Source organism: Danxiaibacter flavus (assembly GCF_041060425.1).
Lineage (GTDB): Bacteria > Bacteroidota > Bacteroidia > Chitinophagales > Chitinophagaceae > Danxiaibacter > Danxiaibacter flavus.
Genome location: NZ_JAULBC010000002.1, coordinates 16279 through 35788 on the forward strand (window position 1 = coordinate 16279; position 19510 = coordinate 35788).

Annotated in this window: 14 protein-coding genes; 4 read left to right on the top strand and 10 right to left on the bottom strand. The window is 41.9% G+C overall.

Annotated features, from left to right (window positions below):
- The first annotated feature begins 16 nt into the window (after nt 1–16).
- Both QTN47_RS05830 and QTN47_RS05835 read left to right on the top strand, forming a co-directional pair.
- Nucleotides 17–1804, top strand: coding sequence for a RagB/SusD family nutrient uptake outer membrane protein (locus QTN47_RS05830; protein ID WP_369328397.1), 1788 nt, complete (start codon nt 17–19; stop codon nt 1802–1804).
- A 61-nt stretch (nt 1805–1865) separates the two neighbouring features.
- Entirely contained in the window at nt 1866–3788 is a 1923-nt protein-coding gene (locus QTN47_RS05835) for a heparinase II/III domain-containing protein (RefSeq protein WP_369328398.1), read from the top strand.
- A 228-nt stretch (nt 3789–4016) separates the two neighbouring features.
- Here the strand turns inward: QTN47_RS05835 and QTN47_RS05840 are convergent, their stop codons facing one another.
- Nucleotides 4017–5300: a prolipoprotein diacylglyceryl transferase gene (locus QTN47_RS05840; RefSeq protein WP_369328399.1), complete on the bottom strand. Its 1284-nt coding sequence runs from the start codon at nt 5298–5300 to the stop codon at nt 4017–4019.
- Between the two features lie 393 nt (nt 5301–5693).
- On the bottom strand, nt 5694–6107 hold the full coding sequence (locus QTN47_RS05845; protein ID WP_369328400.1) for a BrxA/BrxB family bacilliredoxin: 414 nt from the start codon (nt 6105–6107) through the stop codon (nt 5694–5696).
- Between the two features lie 236 nt (nt 6108–6343).
- Between QTN47_RS05845 and QTN47_RS05850 the strand changes: the two genes are divergently transcribed.
- Both QTN47_RS05850 and QTN47_RS05855 read left to right on the top strand, forming a co-directional pair.
- Nucleotides 6344–6766 carry an Hsp20/alpha crystallin family protein gene (locus tag QTN47_RS05850; protein WP_369328401.1) on the top strand — a complete coding sequence of 141 codons (423 nt, stop codon included), beginning with the start codon at nt 6344–6346 and terminating at the stop codon, nt 6764–6766.
- A gap of 119 nt (nt 6767–6885) precedes the next feature.
- Nucleotides 6886–7770: a TraB/GumN family protein gene (locus tag QTN47_RS05855; protein WP_369328402.1), complete on the top strand. Its 885-nt coding sequence runs from the start codon at nt 6886–6888 to the stop codon at nt 7768–7770.
- 323 nt (nt 7771–8093) lie between these two features.
- Here QTN47_RS05855 and QTN47_RS05860 read toward each other — a convergent pair whose 3' ends face one another.
- From QTN47_RS05860 to QTN47_RS05895, 8 genes are all read right to left on the bottom strand, one after another.
- Nucleotides 8094–8534: a DinB family protein gene (locus QTN47_RS05860; protein WP_369328403.1), complete on the bottom strand. Its 441-nt coding sequence runs from the start codon at nt 8532–8534 to the stop codon at nt 8094–8096.
- A gap of 83 nt (nt 8535–8617) precedes the next feature.
- Nucleotides 8618–9775 carry a flavin-containing monooxygenase gene (locus tag QTN47_RS05865; protein ID WP_369328404.1) on the bottom strand — a complete coding sequence of 386 codons (1158 nt, stop codon included), beginning with the start codon at nt 9773–9775 and terminating at the stop codon, nt 8618–8620.
- A gap of 181 nt (nt 9776–9956) precedes the next feature.
- Nucleotides 9957–10874 (bottom strand): alpha/beta fold hydrolase, encoded by a 918-nt coding sequence (locus tag QTN47_RS05870; protein WP_369328405.1) that lies wholly within the window; start codon nt 10872–10874, stop codon nt 9957–9959.
- A 270-nt stretch (nt 10875–11144) separates the two neighbouring features.
- On the bottom strand, nt 11145–11633 hold the full coding sequence (locus tag QTN47_RS05875) for a hypothetical protein (protein WP_369328406.1): 489 nt from the start codon (nt 11631–11633) through the stop codon (nt 11145–11147).
- Between the two features lie 102 nt (nt 11634–11735).
- Nucleotides 11736–13331 (bottom strand): ribosomal protection-like ABC-F family protein, encoded by a 1596-nt coding sequence (gene abc-f, locus QTN47_RS05880; RefSeq protein WP_369328407.1) that lies wholly within the window; start codon nt 13329–13331, stop codon nt 11736–11738.
- Nucleotides 13332–13560: 229 nt separating this feature from the next.
- Nucleotides 13561–14400 carry a hypothetical protein gene (locus tag QTN47_RS05885; RefSeq protein ID WP_369328408.1) on the bottom strand — a complete coding sequence of 280 codons (840 nt, stop codon included), beginning with the start codon at nt 14398–14400 and terminating at the stop codon, nt 13561–13563.
- 31 nt (nt 14401–14431) lie between these two features.
- The gene (locus tag QTN47_RS05890) at nt 14432–15979 is read right to left on the bottom strand and encodes a serine hydrolase domain-containing protein (protein WP_369328409.1); all 1548 of its coding nucleotides are present in this window, start codon (nt 15977–15979) and stop codon (nt 14432–14434) included.
- A 241-nt stretch (nt 15980–16220) separates the two neighbouring features.
- Entirely contained in the window at nt 16221–19448 is a 3228-nt protein-coding gene (locus tag QTN47_RS05895; protein WP_369328410.1) for an error-prone DNA polymerase, read from the bottom strand.
- Between the last annotated feature and the right edge of the window lie 62 nt (nt 19449–19510).

Consider the following 19510-nt stretch of genomic DNA (forward strand, 5'->3'; position numbering starts at 1 on the left):
CTTTAAACCTGTCACAATGAGAAATACACAAACCATAATAATCATTTTTGCTTCATTTTTTATATGCTCATCCTGTCGCAAAAACATCCTGGACACTTATCCATATAGTTCAATCAGCAGTTCCACCATGTGGACAACAGATAATTTGACTGATCTTGGCGTCGCTGGCGTTTATAATGGATTAAGAATCGGAATAACAACCGGATCATACAGCCCTTCAGGTTATGAGTTATACCAGATGGATGGCATTTCTGTCACGGGACAGATGCGCGGCGATGCGAAGGACGGACTGTTAAATGGAACCGCAAGCCCCGGATCTGACATATTTGCCAATTTATTCAGAGCAATGTACGAAGGAATACAACGGGCCAATGATGCCATTTACAGCATACCTGCCAAATCCCCTTCAGAAAGCGTTAAAAAAGCACGCTATATAGCCGAATGCAAGTTCCTGCGTGCATACTATTATTTCCGGTTGAACCAACTATACAAGGGAGTTCCTGTTTACCTTGAGCCAATTACCGCTGATCAGGCAACCAAAGGCAGGGAAACAGAAGAAAAAGTATGGGAAGTAGTTTTGACCGATTTGAATGATTGCATTAATGAAACCAATCTGCCGCAGAAATATGCGGCAAAAGATGCAAAATACGGACACATTACCAAAGGTGCAGCATATGCACTTCGCGGTAAGGTATATATGTACCAGCATAAATGGGATGCTGCAATTGCCGACTTTGAAAAAGTGAAGGATTGTGGTTATGCGCTGTTTGCGGGAAGCTATAAAACTTTATTCAAAGAGGCCAATGAGCAGTCCGACGAAATGATTTTCTCCATACAAAACATGGCACAGGCCGATTACGGTGGCAATATGCAGCTTTTCCTTGGATCAAGAGCCTCGTTTGGTTCTTGCTGGGATGTGTATTTACCCTCACCACACCTCGTAGATTTGTATGAAAAACCCGATGGCAGCAAGTTCAATTGGGACGATATTATTCCTGGTTTTAACGCAATGCCGGCCAGCAAAAGGGAAGTATATTTTTTCCGTGACAACCTTACACAAAAAGAAATTGATGACGCTATTAAAAAGGGTCTGGATATGTCGCAATACATTCCCGGTGGCAACGAGGCACGGATCAAAAAAGCCTATGAGAACAGGGATCCACGCCTGAGTGCGACAGTTATCACTCCTTACTCAAGTTATCTTGGAACACCGCTCGCAGGAACAGACCAGAATTATACCATGCGCTGGCCATTTCGCGATGCCAACCTGCCAGTGCAGGATTTACGCACGGATTGGAGTTCCTTTTTTGTATATCTGTACAGGAAGTTTGTTGGTGAAGGTTCGAATGAAGTGCTTGTCCGCGATCAAACACCCATCGACATACCGGTGATCCGTTATGCAGATGTCCTGTTGATGTGGGCCGAAGCTCTGAATGAAAAAAGCAATGTACCTGCAGCTATCGAGTTGGTGAATGCAGTAAGAAGCCGCGCAGGAATTGCGCTACTACAAACAGGCAACGCTAATTTGCCAACTTTTGTCAGCGGACAGGCCGATATGCGCGAAAGAATACGGAACGAACGAAGAGTTGAATTCGCCTGCGAAGGCATCGATTACTTTGACGAACTGCGATGGGGAACTTTAAAAGAAAAAGTGTTCGCAAACGGCAATGGAGTTTTGCGCGTGTGGGGTGAAAATATAACTACCTACAAATATCCGGGCGATTACATTACTACCTGGCCCATCCCAAGAGCAGAAGTGCAACGGAACAGCAATATTACCCCAACTCCGGGTTGGCCTTATTAAAAACTCATTACTGCGGAGATTTTATTTCCTCAGTATGCTTATTTTAGTTAAAAGCCGCTATATGAAATATCTGTTTGTATTCTTAGCAATATTGATTTCAACTACAAGTATTGCATCGTATACTGAACGTAACCTGCTGCAAAAAGAAGCCAGCGAACAGCAATTGAGATCATATATACTTCCAACGGATCAATGGGTAAAATACCCGGCATACAGCAATCGCATCGGATGGGACAGCATAACCGGCAATCTGAAAAACAAGATCATTCAGGATGGCGAAGCGTATCTGAATTATGAATGGAAGGTGGTTAAGGCGACGGACTATCTTGAATTTGAACGCAGTGGTAGCCGCGCGGTAATGGAAACACCCTTCAACGCCAACAACACTGCGCTCGGCCGGCTTGTGTACGCCGAGCTGGCTGAAGGAAAGGGACGCTTTATGGAACAGATCATCAACGGCGTCTGGCATGCCTGTGAAATGTCGTCCTGGGTTTTATCGGCACATCTTTCTGCTCAGAAAAGCAAACGGTCCCTGCCCGATTATCATGAAGAGATCATTGACCTTGGTTCGGGGCAACTCGGATCATTGTTGTCATGGACCTGGTATTTTTTGCATGAACAAATGGACAAGACAGATACCATTATCGCATCAAAACTGCGCAAAAATATCAGGGAACGGATATTGATTCCATACATGGCACGCAGTGACTACTGGTGGCAGGCTTTGAATTATACACCGGGCACGCTCGTGAATAACTGGAATCCGTGGTGCAATTCGAATGTACTGATATGTTTTTTGCTACTCGAAGATAATGCTGACGCTCGCTCAGCCGCAGTCTACAAAACAATGCAAAGTGTAGATAAATTCATTAATTACGTGAACGAAGACGGCGCCTGCGAAGAAGGTCCATCTTATTGGGGACATGCAGCGGGAAAACTGTATGATTACCTCCAGATCTTATATAATGCGACCGGCGGCAGACTCAATTTATTCAGCAAACCCATGATTAAAAACATGGGAGAATATATTGCCCATAGCTATGTTGGAAATGGCTGGGTCGTAAATTTCGCCGATGCTTCTGCAAAGGGCGGTGGTGATGCAGGCTTGATATTCAGATATGGTGAAGCTGTAAACAGCAATATGATGCAACGGTTTGCCGCTTATCTACAACAAACCAATACCCTTGAAACAGGTGTGGGCATTGATTTTTTCAGAACCATCGAAAATTGGAGTTGCGCCGCAGGATTATCGAAAACCGACCCGGAATCGCCTTCTGATAAATACACGTGGTATCCGCAAACCCAATTCTGTTATATGAAGGATGAGCAGGGCTTTTTCCTGGCGGCAAAGGGAGGCTACAACAATGAGAGCCATAACCACAACGATGTGGGTACCTTTTCATTATACCTGAATACAACACCAATGTTTGTTGACGCTGGCGTAGGTACATACACGCGCCAGACATTCAGCAACGAACGATACTCGATCTGGACGATGCAAAGCAATTATCACAATCTCCCCATGATCAACGGAAAACCTGAACAATTTGGCGCTGAATATCGTGCAAAAGATGTTCAATTTGATGAACGCCTTATGCGTTTCTCGATGGACATAAGTGGTGCGTACAACGCTGATGCTTCAGTAAAGAGCTGGAAACGGACCTATGATCTTTCCAACAATGCGCTCACCATTGAAGACGCGTTTACATTAGCCGAAGCCAAACAACCCAACCAGGAAAACTTCCTCACATGGGCAAAACCGGATATCACCACACCCGGTACGGTAGTACTGGAAAAAGACAGGCAAAAACTGCAAATGATATACGATGCCGCATTGTTCACTCCCTCCATCGAAGAAATTCCTCAGACCGACCCGCGCCTCTCCAGCGTCTGGGGCGAGCATCTTTACCGGCTTACGCTGACGGCGAAGAAAATGCAGGTTAGTGGAAAGTACAAGTTCATTATAAGACGCGTAAGACAGTAAGATAGTAAGACCGTAAGAGTGGCGCGACGATGTTATTACACACTTTGGCTGATAAAATTCTATAACAAAAAGAGGGGTAAAATGGCTATCATCTTACCCCTCTTTTTTATTTCTGTTTTTCTTTACATCTTTCTTATGGTCTTACCTGTCTTACCTGTCTTACCCGTCTTACATGTCTTACACGTCTTACACGTCTTACACGTCTTACTGTCTTACTGTCTTACTGTCTTACTGTCTTACCGCTGTCTTCCTAAACTTCGGTGCGTAGTAATACAACACCACACCAGCAATAACAAGTAACGTTGAAATAATTTCCGCCTGCGTGGGATGGAAACCGAAAATGCTGTAGCGGGAGTTTACGCGGATCTTTTCAATGAAGAACCTTTCAACACCATTCATGATGAGATAGATAGCGAAAAGTCTTCCGGGAATGCTGATCCTTTTTCTTATCGCCCATAGCGCCCAGAACAACAACAGGCATACGATAATTTCATACAGCGGCGTTGGAAATACCGGCAGGGGAAGATGATTACAATATTCACCCCAGGTACAACCCGGAATAGGAATACCTTCACTATTCACGTTATGAGGGTATGTATAAGCTACAAACCAATCAGGTAAAAGGGAGGCTTTGAAACTAGCATGGTGAAGATTTTCTACCGGGCCATACTGTGAATAGAAGTTTGCATTTGCGGCAGCTATTTGCTTTACCTGTTCTACACTTGTTGCAGGCAATATTTTTCCGTTTGGATCACTTATATAAGCGCTGTTAACAATTCCCCAGTCGCCATCACCCGCCACCTGGCATCCGACTCTTCCCGATCCGTATGCAGCCATTAATGATGGCGCAGCGGCATCACAGATATTAATAAAGGAAATTTTATGTTTTCTGAAATACCAGTATAATGCAAGTGTGGCGCAAATTAATCCGCCGTAAAAAGTAAGGCCACTTGGAGATAGTAAATTTCCTATCGGATCCTGGACGAATCTGTCCCAGTTTTCGAAGTTGTCAAACAGCTTGGCCCCAAAAAAACCTGCGGCGGCAGCAATAATTACGACGTCACCTACCCTGTCGCTTGGCCATATTCTAACCGTTCTGGTTTCAGGCTGTTTCAGCTTAACCTTATTCTTCTCATACCATTTCAATCCGGCGAAGAAAACACCGCACAAAATACCTGCGGGCCAACTTCCTTCTCTTGAAAAAATAAAAACCTGCGGGTTGTTCAATGCATTCTCAACCAAAAAGACACCCAATATCTTAAAACCCAATGTAAAGCCCAGTAAGAAGTTAAGTGCCAGCTCCTGCGTACTTGCAGGCTTACCAATGGTCACCTGTGTTTCCTCATATGTAAATATGCCCTGTGCCTGCTTTCTTCGCAACTCTTTAATAAAAAAGTACGCTGCAGCCAGGAATGACATAGCCACAAAAAAGCCAAACGAGTTTACAATTTTTAAAGGCGGCAGACTAATTCCAAACAGCTCTTTAAACAGGTAATATAAATTGGGATACATGTATGCTATTGATGTTGAGGTGCAATGATAGGGAAAAAAGCGTAAAGGATAAAGCTTAAAGCCTAAAGCTTAAAGCTTAAAACTTGTGTTGTCTTACTCATATGTAACGCGCAAATCGCCGCAATGACAAACTGGAAGAAGGAAGCTTAAAGCTCAAAGCATAAAGCTTAAAACTTAGATGCCTTACCCATTCATAATTGCGCAGATTGCCGCAATAACCACGTAAAGAAAATATGTTAATTGGCAAATTTTGATTGCGCAGAGGCATCAGCTTTAAGCTTTAGGCTTTAAGCTCTCAGCTAGTCCAAAAAAAGACACCTCCCCAGGAATGAGGAGGTGGTATTTACTAACCCATCCATTGAACAAAGCTGCTCGCATGGATATCTTTAGCTGCTAACAATATTCTTCGAAAGCAGCGATTAAATTTTTTGCTATTACCTGTGCAGGGCGTCCTTCAATCTGATGGCGCTCTACCATGTGTACCAGGCTTCCGTCTTTAAACAACGCAATTGCTGGCGAAGACGGTGGGTAAGGTAATAAGTGTTCTCTTACTTTATTTACTGCGGCAATATCAAAACCCGCAAATACTGTTGTTAATTTATCAGGACGTTTAGCGCTGTTGTGAACCGCCATCACCACACCTGGTCTTGCAGCACCTGCAGCACATCCGCATACTGAATTGATCATAACCAAAGTAGTACCTTCTTTAGCAAGTGTATCATCAACCTCAGTTGGAGTAAGTAACTCATCAAAGCCATTGTCTGTTAATTCAGCCTTCATCGGCATCACTATTTCTGCTGGATACATTTTCTTCGTCCTCCGTTTTTCTGTTTAGAATACAAAAATAGGAGAAAACTTTTAATGCTTAGCAGGTTAAAATAAAGACTTTTTGTCATCATTAATAGACAAAATAAGACATATTGTCATTTCAATTAATAAAAACTGACGAAAATACCCCTTTAGAACCTGATTTGGCCAATGGTATACATTTTGAAAATCCACTTACATCGATCTACGATTAAAAAATTTAAAAACAAATAACTATGACACTCGTAAAACGTAACTACAGAACTTTTGACAACTTGTTTGATGAGTTATTCAACAACATTCCCGCTGCATGGGGCAAAGAAGCAGGTTGGAACGTTCCTCCGGTAAACATTCATGAAACAGAAGATGCGTACCATTTGGAACTGGTTGCTCCGGGTCTTGCAAAAGAAGATTTTAAGGTTAACCTTGAAAAAGGTTTATTAACCATCAGTTTTGAAAAGAAAAACGAAACTGAAAACAAAGAATACAAAACACATCGTCGTGAATTCTCGGCAACAAGCTTTAAACGCAGCTTTACAGTTGATGATAAAGTAAACGCAGAAGGTATTCAGGCGAAATACGACAACGGTGTGCTGAAACTTTTCTTACCTAAGAAGGAAGAAGTAAAAGCATTGCCTAAAGAAATAACTATACAATAATTTTCATAAGCAGTTGGTTTTGGTTTAGAGCGTCCCGCATATCAATGCGGGACTTTTTTTTATAGTGATTATCATCTAGACAATTTAATTTGTATCATGCACTCAAAACACAATCATTTATGTGTTACTCCATCAATAAAAAGCTGTTGAATTTTCTGGTCACCGGCATCACCTCATTACTTTTTTACACAGCATCATCCGCTCAAACGACAACATACTCATCTTTATTGTGGGAAGTAAGTGGCAACGGTTTGCAACAACCCTCCTACTTATACGGCACATTCCACCTTGTATGCCCGGATGACCTTGTTATTTCCCCTGTGATCTCCGGAAAAATACAATCATCAAAAAAACTTTTTCTTGAAATGGATATGGATGATCCATCTGTCATGATAAAAGTTCAGCAGGGAATGATGCTGACGGATTCTTCATGGAAAGATCTTCTTTCTGAAAAAGAATACAACGCATTGGCCGACAGCTTTCAGAAGATCACACAAATGCCAATTGGAATGATGACGCGCATAAAGCCGTTCGCGTTAGTATCCATCATCACAATGGGAATTATGAAATGCCCGATGGCGAGCTGGGACCTTGCACTTGCACAAAAAGCCAAGGACAACAACATCGAGATCAAAGGACTTGAATCTCCCGAACGCGAACTGGAAGCAATCAATATGATCAGCCTGAAGGATCAGACGGACATGCTTAAAGACATGCTGCTTAATGCAGATTCCTGCAAAAAGGCTATGGACAAAATGATGGATATGTATAAGCGCAGGGATCTCAAAGGCTTGACTGAAGAAATTAAGAATGACAAAAGTTTTGGCATGCTGGAAGATGAACTGCTGGATAAACGAAATGCGGAATGGGCACCTGTTATTGAGAAACAAATAACTACCGAACCAACATTCTTTGCATTTGGAGCAGGACACCTGGTGGGCGATTCAGGCATTATAAGCCTGCTGAAGAAAAGGGGATATACCGTTAAGCCGGTGAAGTATTAGCTTACAGCCCAAAGCCTAAAGCCTAGAACTATTTCACGCGACGTTTTTTGTTTCACGCAAAGATCGCAAAGAAGCAACGACGCAAGGAAAAACAAGCTTAAAGCGCAAAGCCTAAAGCTTAGAACTATTTCACGCGACCTTTTTGTTTCTCGCGGCGAACGCAAAGAAGCGGCGACGCAACGGACTTCGTGCTTCTTTATGCTCTGCGTGACTTTATGGTTCAAGTCGCCGTGTTTCTTCGTGCCGTAAGTGGCTCCGTGGTTCAATCCCTCCGTGGTTCCTCCCTTTGTGCTTCTTTGCGCCTTAGCGCCTTTGTGGCGAAACTAGTAGGAAACAACCTGCCGCAAATGATGTTCCATATGATGCACATAGTCATTGATCAGAAAATCAAGTGTAAACGTGTTATCACCCACCTGGCACTCCCTGCTTAAAGCTTCTTTGGGAATATGTTTGATGATCTGCACAAGATGTTTGTTGTACGCCTCCCAAAATCCGATCACATGAAGACTGTTCATTTGTTGATAGTGCGTAAAATCATTCCACTTGTCCTGATCATAACGAATTAATGGCTTGTCTTCAAACTGCACACGCACAAAGCGCTGATGATTATTTGTAGCACTGTCGATAAGATGACCCACAATTTGCTTTTTACTCCATTTTTCAGGATGGGGCTTCGAAGAAAACACTTCTTCATCTATTGCTTTCAACAAGGGCGGAATTACTGCGCACAGGTATTCAAGTCTTAAAATAGCAGTAGTTGTCATTTTTGTAACTTCTATAATAGTTAAACAATTATATACATCCGGGACTGGAAACGGAATACTACATTTTTGCTAATATACGCCCTTCATACATCTTTACGTATTCCGGATTGACGAAGAGCATTTTCCTTCTCCGCAATATTCTTCGCAATTTCCCTGGCATCTGACGATATCTCGTGAATTTGTCCCGTCGGAGCAATCCAATAACCACAGAAATACAAACCATCTTTTCCAAAATACTTCTGATGATCAACGGATAATTTCAGATCGTCAAACCGGCTCTTATCGACATCTACAATGTCTGCGTAGTTAGGCTCATATCCAATGGCGCCAATAATAGCATTAACTGTTACGGCTTTACCATCCTTAAAAAAAACCTCATTTCCTTCTACAAAATCAATCTCACTGCAAATTTTAATATGCCCTTCGCGGATATGTTTAATCGTTCCAATATCTAACACAGGTGCAGTACCATCTTTTTTTATCTGCTCAAATGGGCCGTATTTCATTTTCGTCAAACCAAATTTGCCAATATCGCCAAACAACAAACGCCTGATCGGAACAGTTAATGCATCTGCAACACGCGGTGGAAGATGACTCAGCAAATGGCTTATTTCAAGTATAGGAATTCCCAAAATATCACGGGACACGATATTCACAGGAGAGCGTACGGACATATAAGGCTTTGCGCCCTGCTCATACAAATCAATAGCGATCTCGCAAGCTGAATTACCAAAGCCAACAACCAGCACATTCTCTCCATTAAAGTCCTTACCCGTTTTATACGCAGCACTATGCATGATCTTTCCGGGAAAAGTTTTGATGCCTTTAAAGTTTATGTCTCTTGGCTTGCTGAAAGCACCGGTAGCCATGATCACATACTTTGAAGAAAATGCTTCGTTGTCAGTTTCTGTGATCCATTGCCCGCCTTCCTTTCTAATCCGCCTGGCTTCAGTATTAAAAACAGGCTCAATACCAAAACTATCCCGGTAATCTTCCAGGTAATCAACAACCTCTTGCTTTGCAGGATAGCGGGGAACAGACTTGTCAAATTTTTTATGCGGCAGATTTGACAGGCGTTTATTGGTATGTAAATGAAGACGATTGTAATGGTTACGCCATGGAACTGCTATTTGAGGATATTTTTCTATAATGAGATAATCAATGCCGCGCATCTCTAAAGACGCTGCTGAAGCCAGACCAGAAATGCTTGCACCCACAACGAGCGTTGTTGTCTGTTTCATAACAACATGAACTTATAACGGCGGCAACTTGACGAAGTGAAAATATTTAAGGAATGTCCACTTTAGTTACCTGAACTAAATTTAAAATTAAAAGCTCATTGTTGGTTTATTATAGAAATAAAGATTTTGCATTCAACGTTAAAAGAATGGTTTAAAAATCCGGGCGTCAACTCTCGGTTCTCTATTTTTTCAAGAAGGCGGTAACACTACTGTTTACAATAGCCGGCTGTTCCAGTTGTGGTAAATGACCGCAACTGTCAACCATCATAAGATCAGCATTCAAAATTGATGGCAATCCAGGATCATACTTTAAGGTTTTATCTTGTTTGCCCCACATTAACAGCACGGGCTTGCCAGATGAACCGAGCTTTACAAAAGCCGGGCGCGGATCTACTGCAATGAAATTCCGGATGGTTGATAAAACCGCAGTGCTGAATCCTTTATAATTCATTTGTTCCATGAAGTTCTTTTGATAATCTGCCGGCATTGCCGAACGCTTGTAAAAGTCGGATGCCTGGTCATCCAATAGCCCGGGCACAAACCAGACACGATTAAGGTATTCGCCCAACCACCTGTGTTTTAATACGCTGATATCAGACACCTGGTTAACAGGATCTATTAAAACAACCTTATTCACTTTTTCCGGAAAATTTGCAGCAAAATTCGTTGCAACTGCTCCTCCCATAGAAACACCGGCAATATTTACCGGCCTGGTTATTTTGAGTGCATTCAACAAATCATTTATCTGGCAATTATAGAATTTAGCATTGTATGTAGCCTCCGGACGATCAGAAAATCCCCTTCCGAACGCATCGTATCTGATTACACGAAAACCAGAGTCTGCCAAGGCCTGAAAATTCCGGTCCCAGATATAAGCCGGTACAGAAAAACCGTGCACCAGCAACAATACAGGACCGTTATCCGGACCGGCAATTTCGTAATGCGTAATGCCTTGCGGTAACTCAATAAAATTCCGGTTTAATTTTTCACGTGATTGAGCATTTAGTGTCCTCCATTCCCTGGAACGTCCATATGGCAGAATAATAATAATCACAAGCAATAGCAAAGCAATACGGGCTAGAACAGTTTTGGTTTTCATTTTATAAGCATTGGGTACCGAAAACAATAAATTATGAAGGCTACCGGGTTCGGAGCTGGGCAAAGTAAATGAAAAATGCAATTCACCAATATTAAAATGTTTTTGTTGAGACATACAAACAATCCGGAACCAGCAGTTTTTTAAACAACAAAAAGATTAGGACCATCTCAACATCAGGAATGGAAACATTTTAAGGAGTATACTAATCAAGCACGCTAAAAGAGGATTATTTGAACTTAATTGACTTTAACGGTTCTTACTGTACTTATTCTACCCGGTTGCCTTTAACTGGTCATTCAATGCGTTTTTGACGTGCTCGTCTAACAACGAATTTACACCCAGCACAATATTTGCCAGGATTCTCTCATGTCTAACCATCATAATAAACCAATTAAACATTCCAACACAAAACAGAAGAAGAGCAACCCATAACTGTTGTGAAAAAAAACCACCGATAATGGCTGAAAGGCAGATAAATCCAACCATGCGGTACATATAAAACTTATAAGTCAGCCTCGATCCATTATTATCGTCGCTTATGGTAAACATGCCATTGTCTATAGTTCCTACTATATCACCGCGCCACCGGATCCTGAAAAAGTTTACATCAAAGCTGACTTGGTTTCCTTCGATAAAAATATCATCAGCTGTCTTGCCATTAATGAATTCCTGAATATAATTGGTTACCATACCAACTTCTGAAGCGGCAACATGCCTTTTAAGCGGCCGTGAAAATTCTTTGGAAAAAGGAAAGAGCATATTTGATCTTTTACAAATTGGAGCAAAAATGTTTTCATAATTATATCAGGGTCACCGCAGTTTGTTACCTTTTTGGCTTTTCGTAAAAATGAATGCTGATGATTATGCATCATTCAATTCAATTACTCTTTTTACATCTATCTCTTCCAGGAAATATTCATCGTGAGAAACAACGATTAGCGTTCCGCGATATTCGTTGATGGCAGCCGTTAAAATCTCAATATTTTGAATATCAAGATTATTGGTAGGCTCGTCAAGAATAATGATATCAGGTGGTTGATTGCTGATTGTAAGACAGCAAAGCATCAGGCGCATTTTTTCACCTCCACTTAATGAGGCACAAGATTTATCCCAGGCATCTTTTGAAAACAAAAACCTGTTCAGCCGGCTTTTTATTTCATGTTCCTGAAGCCCGGATGAATTGAATTGCTGAACCTGTTCGTAAACCTTAAGCTGATTATTGATCAATGAATAATCCTGATCGATATACACAGCTCTGTTGTAGGCCCTGTAAACCGTACCTGTTTGAGGCTCAATGCTGCCCAAAACGATCCTGATCAAGGTTGTTTTACCCGAACCATTTGATCCCTTAATAGCGATCCTTTCTCCACTGGTTAACAGAAAGTTCAATACATGCGGCCACAGCATTTGCTGCCCATATCCAAAATTGATGGATGTTGCATTCAACAGTATTTTACCTGTATGTAAGGTTGAATTATCAAAGCCAAATTTCATTTTATCTTTATCCGGCAATTCTTTGCGCAGGCCATTCAATTCCTGCGAAATGGAGCTCACTTTTCCGGCATGAACACCTTTCAGTTTGGATGTACTTTTCTCAGCACTATTTCTGAGCGTGTTCATCATGATTGTCGGCAACCCTGCTTTCTCCTGCTTCTTTTTTCCCCTGGCATCCAGCTTCTGCTGCCGTTCGGCAGTTTCGCGTTCAATTTCTTTTGCTTTACGCAAGGCTTTTTCTTTACTTCTCACATCCTGATCCAACGCATCCAGCTCAATTTGTTTTTGCTCAGCATAAAAATCATAATTACCTCCATACACTGTTATACCAGTTTTACTTAGCTCATAAACAGCATTCAAAAGGTTTAATAATTTTCTGTCGTGACTCACAACAATTAATGTAAGCGTGGAAGTTGCAATAAAATCATACAGAAGTTGCCTCGCTTCTACGTCCAGGTGATTACTGGGTTCGTCCAGTAAAACAAGTTCCGGTTGATGAATAGAAATACCAGCGAGAAAAACTTTAGTTTTCTGTCCGCCACTAAGTGTACCCATTTTTTGCGTAAGGTCAAGCTCACTTAATTTCCAATAGCTTAACGCTTCATTGCAGCGTTCTTCTATTGTCCAGTCATCAGCCAGGGCAGTAAAATTATTTTCACTAACATCACCATTAAGGATATTATGCAGTGCAAGTAATTTCTGTTCTACACCAAGTGCCTGGGCAATAGAAAGATCATTAAACTGACCAAATATCTGCGGCACGTAATAAGGCGGGGAATCAACTTTTACCACGCCATTCGCGGGCTGTAAAACGCCGGCTATAATTTTAAGCAGGGTTGATTTACCGATACCATTGTTGCCAACAAGCGCAACTTTAGCATTCTTGCTGACCGTAAGATTAAGATCGCTGAATAATAAATCTTTATTGGGATGTGAATATGTAAGATCCTGCAGAAGAACCATAATTCCTTTCTTTAAAATGAATAACAACTGCTAACCGCCCGCCGGTTTTGCTATCTGTTTTCCGAGAAAGAAATTATCCTACATTGATTTGTAATTTTTATTGAAGGCCGCAAAGATATAAAAAAATTCTTTAGGGGTGTTTTTTTAGGTTTAACAATCTTTTTTTGAGGGATTAAATAAATACAGTTACACAGAACAGTACGGAGAATATGTGCAAAGCGCATTCAAACTAGGCCGACACAACAATATCCGGATTGGCAGGCTTCGACCTTACATTCACAAATTTATTCATTACATCAAACAACATCTGCGCAAAAAATACCGTCAGTATGATAGTTATCACCCATCCTGTTATAGTCAAAATAATTTCCGCAGTGGTTAGAGGGGCGTCGGGTTTTGACCACCCCAATGGATAAGCATCTGCAGGCAAATGCGATAAAACTATTTTAGCTTTTTCGGGGGACACATTTCCTTCTAGATCCTTTTCTTTATCTAAAGCGGTAATAACCTTATTTATAAGCTCATTCCTTGTAATGCTGTTAAACAATTTAATAGCATTTACATTAAAACCAATTACTAAAAAGGTCGCTACAACAAAAAGCAGTTTTTGTACCGTGCGTTTGTAGTATCCTGAAATTGTCTGCACCACGCTGTAAAAAAGCTTCTTTGCATTGTTTTGTAAGTCCTCCATTGAAGAAGCATTAATTGAGAGCTTACAAAACGCTTCGACAAAAGTATTGTTGGGATAAGATTCATAAAGTTCAGGATTAAAATCTCCGATCTTCTTAATAGATAACAAATCCAAAAAGGCAACAGAAAAATAACCCGCATTCAAATAAGAATTTTGTGCACCCTGGATCTTGATGATGGGATGATTAAAAAGCCGTTCAACAAAACGCTCGTCATTAAAAATCCTGAGCAAAAATTTTCGAAGAAATTTGTTTCGTAGCCTGAATAAAGCGCTTATCGCTTCCATAATGATTATAGTAAAAAGGCCCAGGATAATAAATCCTGCAGCGAGCTTTATCAGTATCCCGACGAGCGTTGATAACAGGTCAAAATTTTCCATAGATCAGTTTTCACGTGTTTACACGCACATTTTATTGTCCTTTTAAAACCAATTCCTTCTTACCATAATCAAAACTATTCCTGATGTTTACTGAAGTAAGTTTATCACCATCAAAATGACAGATCATTGTAGCAGTGTGCGGACTTTCTATATAGCGCAACGTAAGACTGAGTGTATTCTTGTCGGTCCAATTGTAACAGCCATCAATCTTAAAAGGATCCAGACCGGCCAGGTTGCGTCTGGCTCTTTCAACAAGATACGGACCGTGCATAGTTGTTTCACCTGCATGCCATTTGCCTGAGCCGAAGCCAATCTTAAATGAAGCTGTATCGTTTTTTACTGTCGCATAGCAGGTATTGTTGCTGAACTGGAATGAGACACTTTGAATGTGCTTATCATTAGGTTCAAAGGAATATGTTGTGCCTGCAATACTTTTTTCTAACGGAGAAGCTGCTGACTTCGCAGGAGCAGGAACTGAAAGTGATGCCAGCGTTTTCTTTAGCCTGGATGCATTTTCTTTATCTTCTGCCAACACATTATCTTTCATTGCGGGCAACAGGTATTTCCATACGAGATTGATCTCTTCCTGCATATCGGGCGTTTCGGCCGTAACAGCCAACACGGCATCTTTCTCAGGCATGATAATAATATACTGGCCAAAAGCACCATCTCCCCTGTATGCATTGTTCCTGCAGCGCCACATTTGGTAGCAATAACCCTGCAGCCAGTCGCTGGAATCTTTTTTTGATTGCGGCGCATCCGGATCCTGCATTATTTTAGTGGATGATGCTTCTTCTATCCAGGAAGAAGGTATTACTTCCTTTCCACCAAAGCTGCCTTTTTGTAGAAACAATTGACCAAACTTGGCCATATCTTCTGTTTTTAGCCGAAGTCCCCAGCCTCCGGTATTAATCCCTTTTGGATCTGTTTCCCAATCCATGCCACTTATTCCGAGAGGCTCGAATAGTCGTGGTCTTAAATAATCAATCACTTTCTCGCCGGTCACTTTCTGCACAATGGCTGAGAGCATGTAGGTCCCCATTGAATTGTAGAGGAATTTTGTACCGGGTTCATTTACGATAGGTGTTGACAGAAAGCCCCTTACCCAGTTGCTATCGCGTCCGGGAATAATATTTGTCGGGTCTGGATCCTGGCCGTCGCTCATGCTTAGCACATCTTTTACTGTAAGCGCTGCGAGATAAGGACTAATGCTATCAGGCAGATCATTAGGAAAGAATGAAATTACTTTATCATTTACAGTCAGCTTATTTTCGGTTACGGCAAAACCAATGGCTGTAGCCGTAAAACTTTTGCTGGTTGAATACAATGTATGTTTGAGGTCTGCCCGGTATGGATTCCACCATCCTTCTGCCACAACTTTACCGTGACGCAAAAGCATAAAGCTGTGGAATTCTGTTTTGCTTTTGTTTGCGGCATCGATAAAATCCAAAATCTCTTTGGAAGAAACGCCTTGCGCTTCCGGTGTGCTGCGCGGTAATGAGGTTGATTGACTGTTTGCGGGTGCAAAGAATAAAGTAAATAGCAGGAACAGGTTAGCAGGCAAGTTTTTACAGTTCATTGTTTAAGGAGATTTATCAATAAACTTAAGAAAATAGTGGCAAGAAAGTAATAGATAAGGGAAGTCTTTTCTGCGAAACAAAAAAATACAGTTACACAGAGTCACACTGAGGATACACTGAGATTCACAGAGGGTTTAGATGACTGTTAAATGTAAGCAGGTTTGTGCAAAGGTACTTCGTACCCGCCTGAATGTATTTATACGGGCAGGCTTCGTAATTCGTACTTAGCACTTACAACCTCTACCTGAAATTCCTTCCTGAAGGAAAAATTTCTGCCTGTACAACTTTCTGAGCCTTTGGTGTGCCGGGATAAGTAGGAACACGATCACCATCTTTTTCATCTGCACGTGAAAGTGTAAGTACGGGTTGATCCTCTTCTTGCTTGTGCGTTAAATTTGCCAGCAAGGCGTTCATGTTATAGCAGTGCTGTACAATCACGTGCGTCACCTCTCCTTCTCTTTGCAATCTGCCTTCAACCATCAGTAGCCTGGATTGTAAGATCTCACTTCTGAACCGTTCAAAAAGATTTTGGAATACAACGAGGTTGGCGCTGCCAGTTTCATCTTCAATTGTTATAAAGCAAATACCACTGGCTGTGCCTGGTCTTTGCCTAACCAAAACTAATCCCGCTACACGCACCAATGTTCCGTCTGGCCAAAGCGCTAATTCGCGCGTAGCGAGCACACGTGCTTCAAATAATTTTCTCCGGACAAATTTTACCGGATGTGCTTTCAGCGATAAGGCCATTGAACTGTAATCCTGAATGACATGTTCTGATGGCGACATTTCCGGCAAATCAGCTTTGGCCTCAGAAGCTGATTCAGAAGGTTGCCCGGTAAAGATCCCCTGTGGACGATCGCTTAACGCGGCCACTTCCCATAATGCCCTGCGCCTGTCAAGCCCTATGGACCTGAATGCATCTGCATCAGCCAATCTTTCTAAAGCAGCTTCAGAAACACCGGCATCACGTAAAGCATGTACGGTTGCAAAAGATGTATTACGTTTGCTTACCAGCAACTGCATATCTTCTTCACGCAAGCCTTTTACCTGCCTGAAGCCGAGCCTTAAGGCGCAATACTTACCGGTATGTTCTTCAAGGGTATTGTTCCAGTGTGAGCAATTGATATCAACCGGCCTTACTTCAACACCATGTTTTCTTGCATCAATAACTATTTGTGCAGGCTGATAAAAACCCATCGGCATACTGTTAAGCAGCGCCGTTGCAAACACATCCGGGTAATAACATTTCAGCCAGGAAGAAACATATACCAACAAGGCAAAACTTACAGCGTGACTTTCTGGGAAACCATAACTACCAAAACCTTCCAGTTGTTTGAATACCCGCCTTGCAAACTCTTCAGTATAACCATTGTTGATCATTCCATTTATGAGCTTCTTTTCAAATTGACTCACCAGACCTTTTGCTTTGAATGTGGCCATGCTGCGACGTAAAGCATCTGCTTCGGCAGGAGTAAAACCAGCTCCTACAATGGCGATTTCCATGGCCTGCTCCTGGAAAAGTGGCACTCCCAAAGTACGGTCAAGGATCGCCTCCAATTTCTCTGGATAATCAGGATCCTCTTCTTTATTGCGCCTTCTAAGGTATGGATGCACCATATCACCCTGGATCGGACCGGGACGAACAATGGCAACTTCAATAACAAGGTCATAAAAACACTTAGGTTTTAACCGCGGTAACATGGACATCTGCGCGCGGCTTTCTATCTGAAATACACCAATCGTATCTGCATGACTTACCATTTCATACACTGCAGGATCATCCTGCGGAATGTTGGCCAGCGTTAAGTCTAATCCGTAATGCGCTTTAGCCAGATCAAATGCTTTGCGGATACAGGTGAGCATGCCCAATGCTAGTACATCCACCTTCAAAAATCCAAGCGCTTCAACATCATCTTTGTTCCACTCAATACAGGTGCGATTTTCCATGCGGGCGTTAAGAATCGGGCAGAGATCAGAAAGTTTTCCCTGCGTAATAACAAAGCCGCCGGTATGCTGTCCCAGTTGCCGCGGAAACCCCATAAACTCCTTCGTAAGCTGCAATACTTTCAGCAAATGTGGATCGTGGGGGTTAAATCCTTCATTTGAAATCCGCTTCCCTTCAAACCATTCATCCGTAAATTCCCAGATAGAACCGGACAGGCGGTTGATGGCATCTACAGACATTCCCATCGCCCTGGCAACATCACGTATGGCACCTTTCTGATGCAGCTGCGTAACAGTGGCAACAATGGCCGCCCGATCCCTTCCATATTTATCAAAAATGTACTGGATCACTTCTTCTCGTCGCTCATGTTCAAAATCCACATCAATATCAGGCGGCTCATTTCTGGCATCTGACATAAAACGGGCAAAGAGTAAATTGAACTTATCAGGGTTGACAGAGGTAATTCCAAGACAATAACAAACTACTGAGTTTGCCGCAGAACCGCGTCCCTGGCACAAAATGTCTTTGCTTCTTGCAAAACGCACAAAATCGTAAACAGTAAGAAAATAGGATGCATAATTTTTCCTTTCGATAAATTCCAATTCTTCATTGATCGATTTTCTGATCTTGTCCGGAATATTATTTTCGAACTTTTCATTCGCCCCTTTCCATGCAAGAAAGACCAGCTCTTCCTGGGGCGTGCGCCCTTCGCTTGTTAATTCTTCAGGATATACATATTGTAAGCTATCGAGCGAAAACTGACACGCAGCTGCTATCTCTTGCGTTCTGGCAATGGCATCCGGATATTGACGGAAAAGCCTTTCCATTTCACTACTATTCTTCAGGTATCTTTCTGCATTTGGATACAAACGGAAACCGGCATTGTATATCGTGCATTTTTCACGAATACATGTCAGAATATCCTGCAGCTCTCTTCGTTCCGGCATGTGATAGAACACATCATTTGTAGCAACAATGGGAATCTGTAATGCTACGGATAATTGAGAAAGACGATACAGTTTTTTATTATCATTAGCCTGGTAAGAACGCGTTGCACCGAGATAAAGATGGCTGCCCAAATTATCTTTATACTCTTTTACAGCTTGTCGAAAATCTTGTTCAAATTCAAAATGTTCATTTAGGGTTTGAGGTGGTACTATAATAAATTTTAATCCTTCAGCATACTTATATACATCCGCCTTGTACAAATCACACTTGCCTTTCTCCGTGCGAAGATTTCCGGTTGTAAGCAATGCAGACAATCGTGCATAAGCTTCTTTACCTGTCGGATAAGCCAATAATGAAGGTCCATCCAGCAGATCAAGACAACAGGCCGGAATAATGCGGATGTCTTTTCCTCTTGCTGCAGCATGTGCACGGACAATACCCGCCAGCGTGTTATGATCAGTAATGGCAATTTCCTTATAACCCATTGCAGCAGCCTGTTCTACAATTTCTTCCGGATGCGAGCCGCCCCGCAGAAAACTAAAATTTGTCGTTACCTGTAATTCTGTATACAGCATAGTGTATTATTCAATTGTTAAGACCGTTTCATGTACGATGTACGATGTACGGTGTACGGTGT

Bases quoted from the DNA above. Each gene is read 5' to 3' on its own strand.
- QTN47_RS05830 (WP_369328397.1), top strand. From the start codon at position 17: ATGAGAAATACACAAACCATAATAATCATTTTTGCTTCATTTTTTATA.
- QTN47_RS05835 (WP_369328398.1), top strand. From the start codon at position 1,866: ATGAAATATCTGTTTGTATTCTTAGCAATATTGATTTCAACTACAAGT.
- QTN47_RS05840 (WP_369328399.1), bottom strand. From the start codon at position 5,300: ATGTATCCCAATTTATATTACCTGTTTAAAGAGCTGTTTGGAATTAGT.
- QTN47_RS05845 (WP_369328400.1), bottom strand. From the start codon at position 6,107: ATGTATCCAGCAGAAATAGTGATGCCGATGAAGGCTGAATTAACAGAC.
- QTN47_RS05850 (WP_369328401.1), top strand. From the start codon at position 6,344: ATGACACTCGTAAAACGTAACTACAGAACTTTTGACAACTTGTTTGAT.
- QTN47_RS05855 (WP_369328402.1), top strand. From the start codon at position 6,886: ATGTGTTACTCCATCAATAAAAAGCTGTTGAATTTTCTGGTCACCGGC.
- QTN47_RS05860 (WP_369328403.1), bottom strand. From the start codon at position 8,534: ATGACAACTACTGCTATTTTAAGACTTGAATACCTGTGCGCAGTAATT.
- QTN47_RS05865 (WP_369328404.1), bottom strand. From the start codon at position 9,775: ATGAAACAGACAACAACGCTCGTTGTGGGTGCAAGCATTTCTGGTCTG.
- QTN47_RS05870 (WP_369328405.1), bottom strand. From the start codon at position 10,874: ATGAAAACCAAAACTGTTCTAGCCCGTATTGCTTTGCTATTGCTTGTG.
- QTN47_RS05875 (WP_369328406.1), bottom strand. From the start codon at position 11,633: ATGCTCTTTCCTTTTTCCAAAGAATTTTCACGGCCGCTTAAAAGGCAT.
- abc-f (WP_369328407.1), bottom strand. From the start codon at position 13,331: ATGGTTCTTCTGCAGGATCTTACATATTCACATCCCAATAAAGATTTA.
- QTN47_RS05885 (WP_369328408.1), bottom strand. From the start codon at position 14,400: ATGGAAAATTTTGACCTGTTATCAACGCTCGTCGGGATACTGATAAAG.
- QTN47_RS05890 (WP_369328409.1), bottom strand. From the start codon at position 15,979: ATGAACTGTAAAAACTTGCCTGCTAACCTGTTCCTGCTATTTACTTTA.
- QTN47_RS05895 (WP_369328410.1), bottom strand. From the start codon at position 19,448: ATGCTGTATACAGAATTACAGGTAACGACAAATTTTAGTTTTCTGCGG.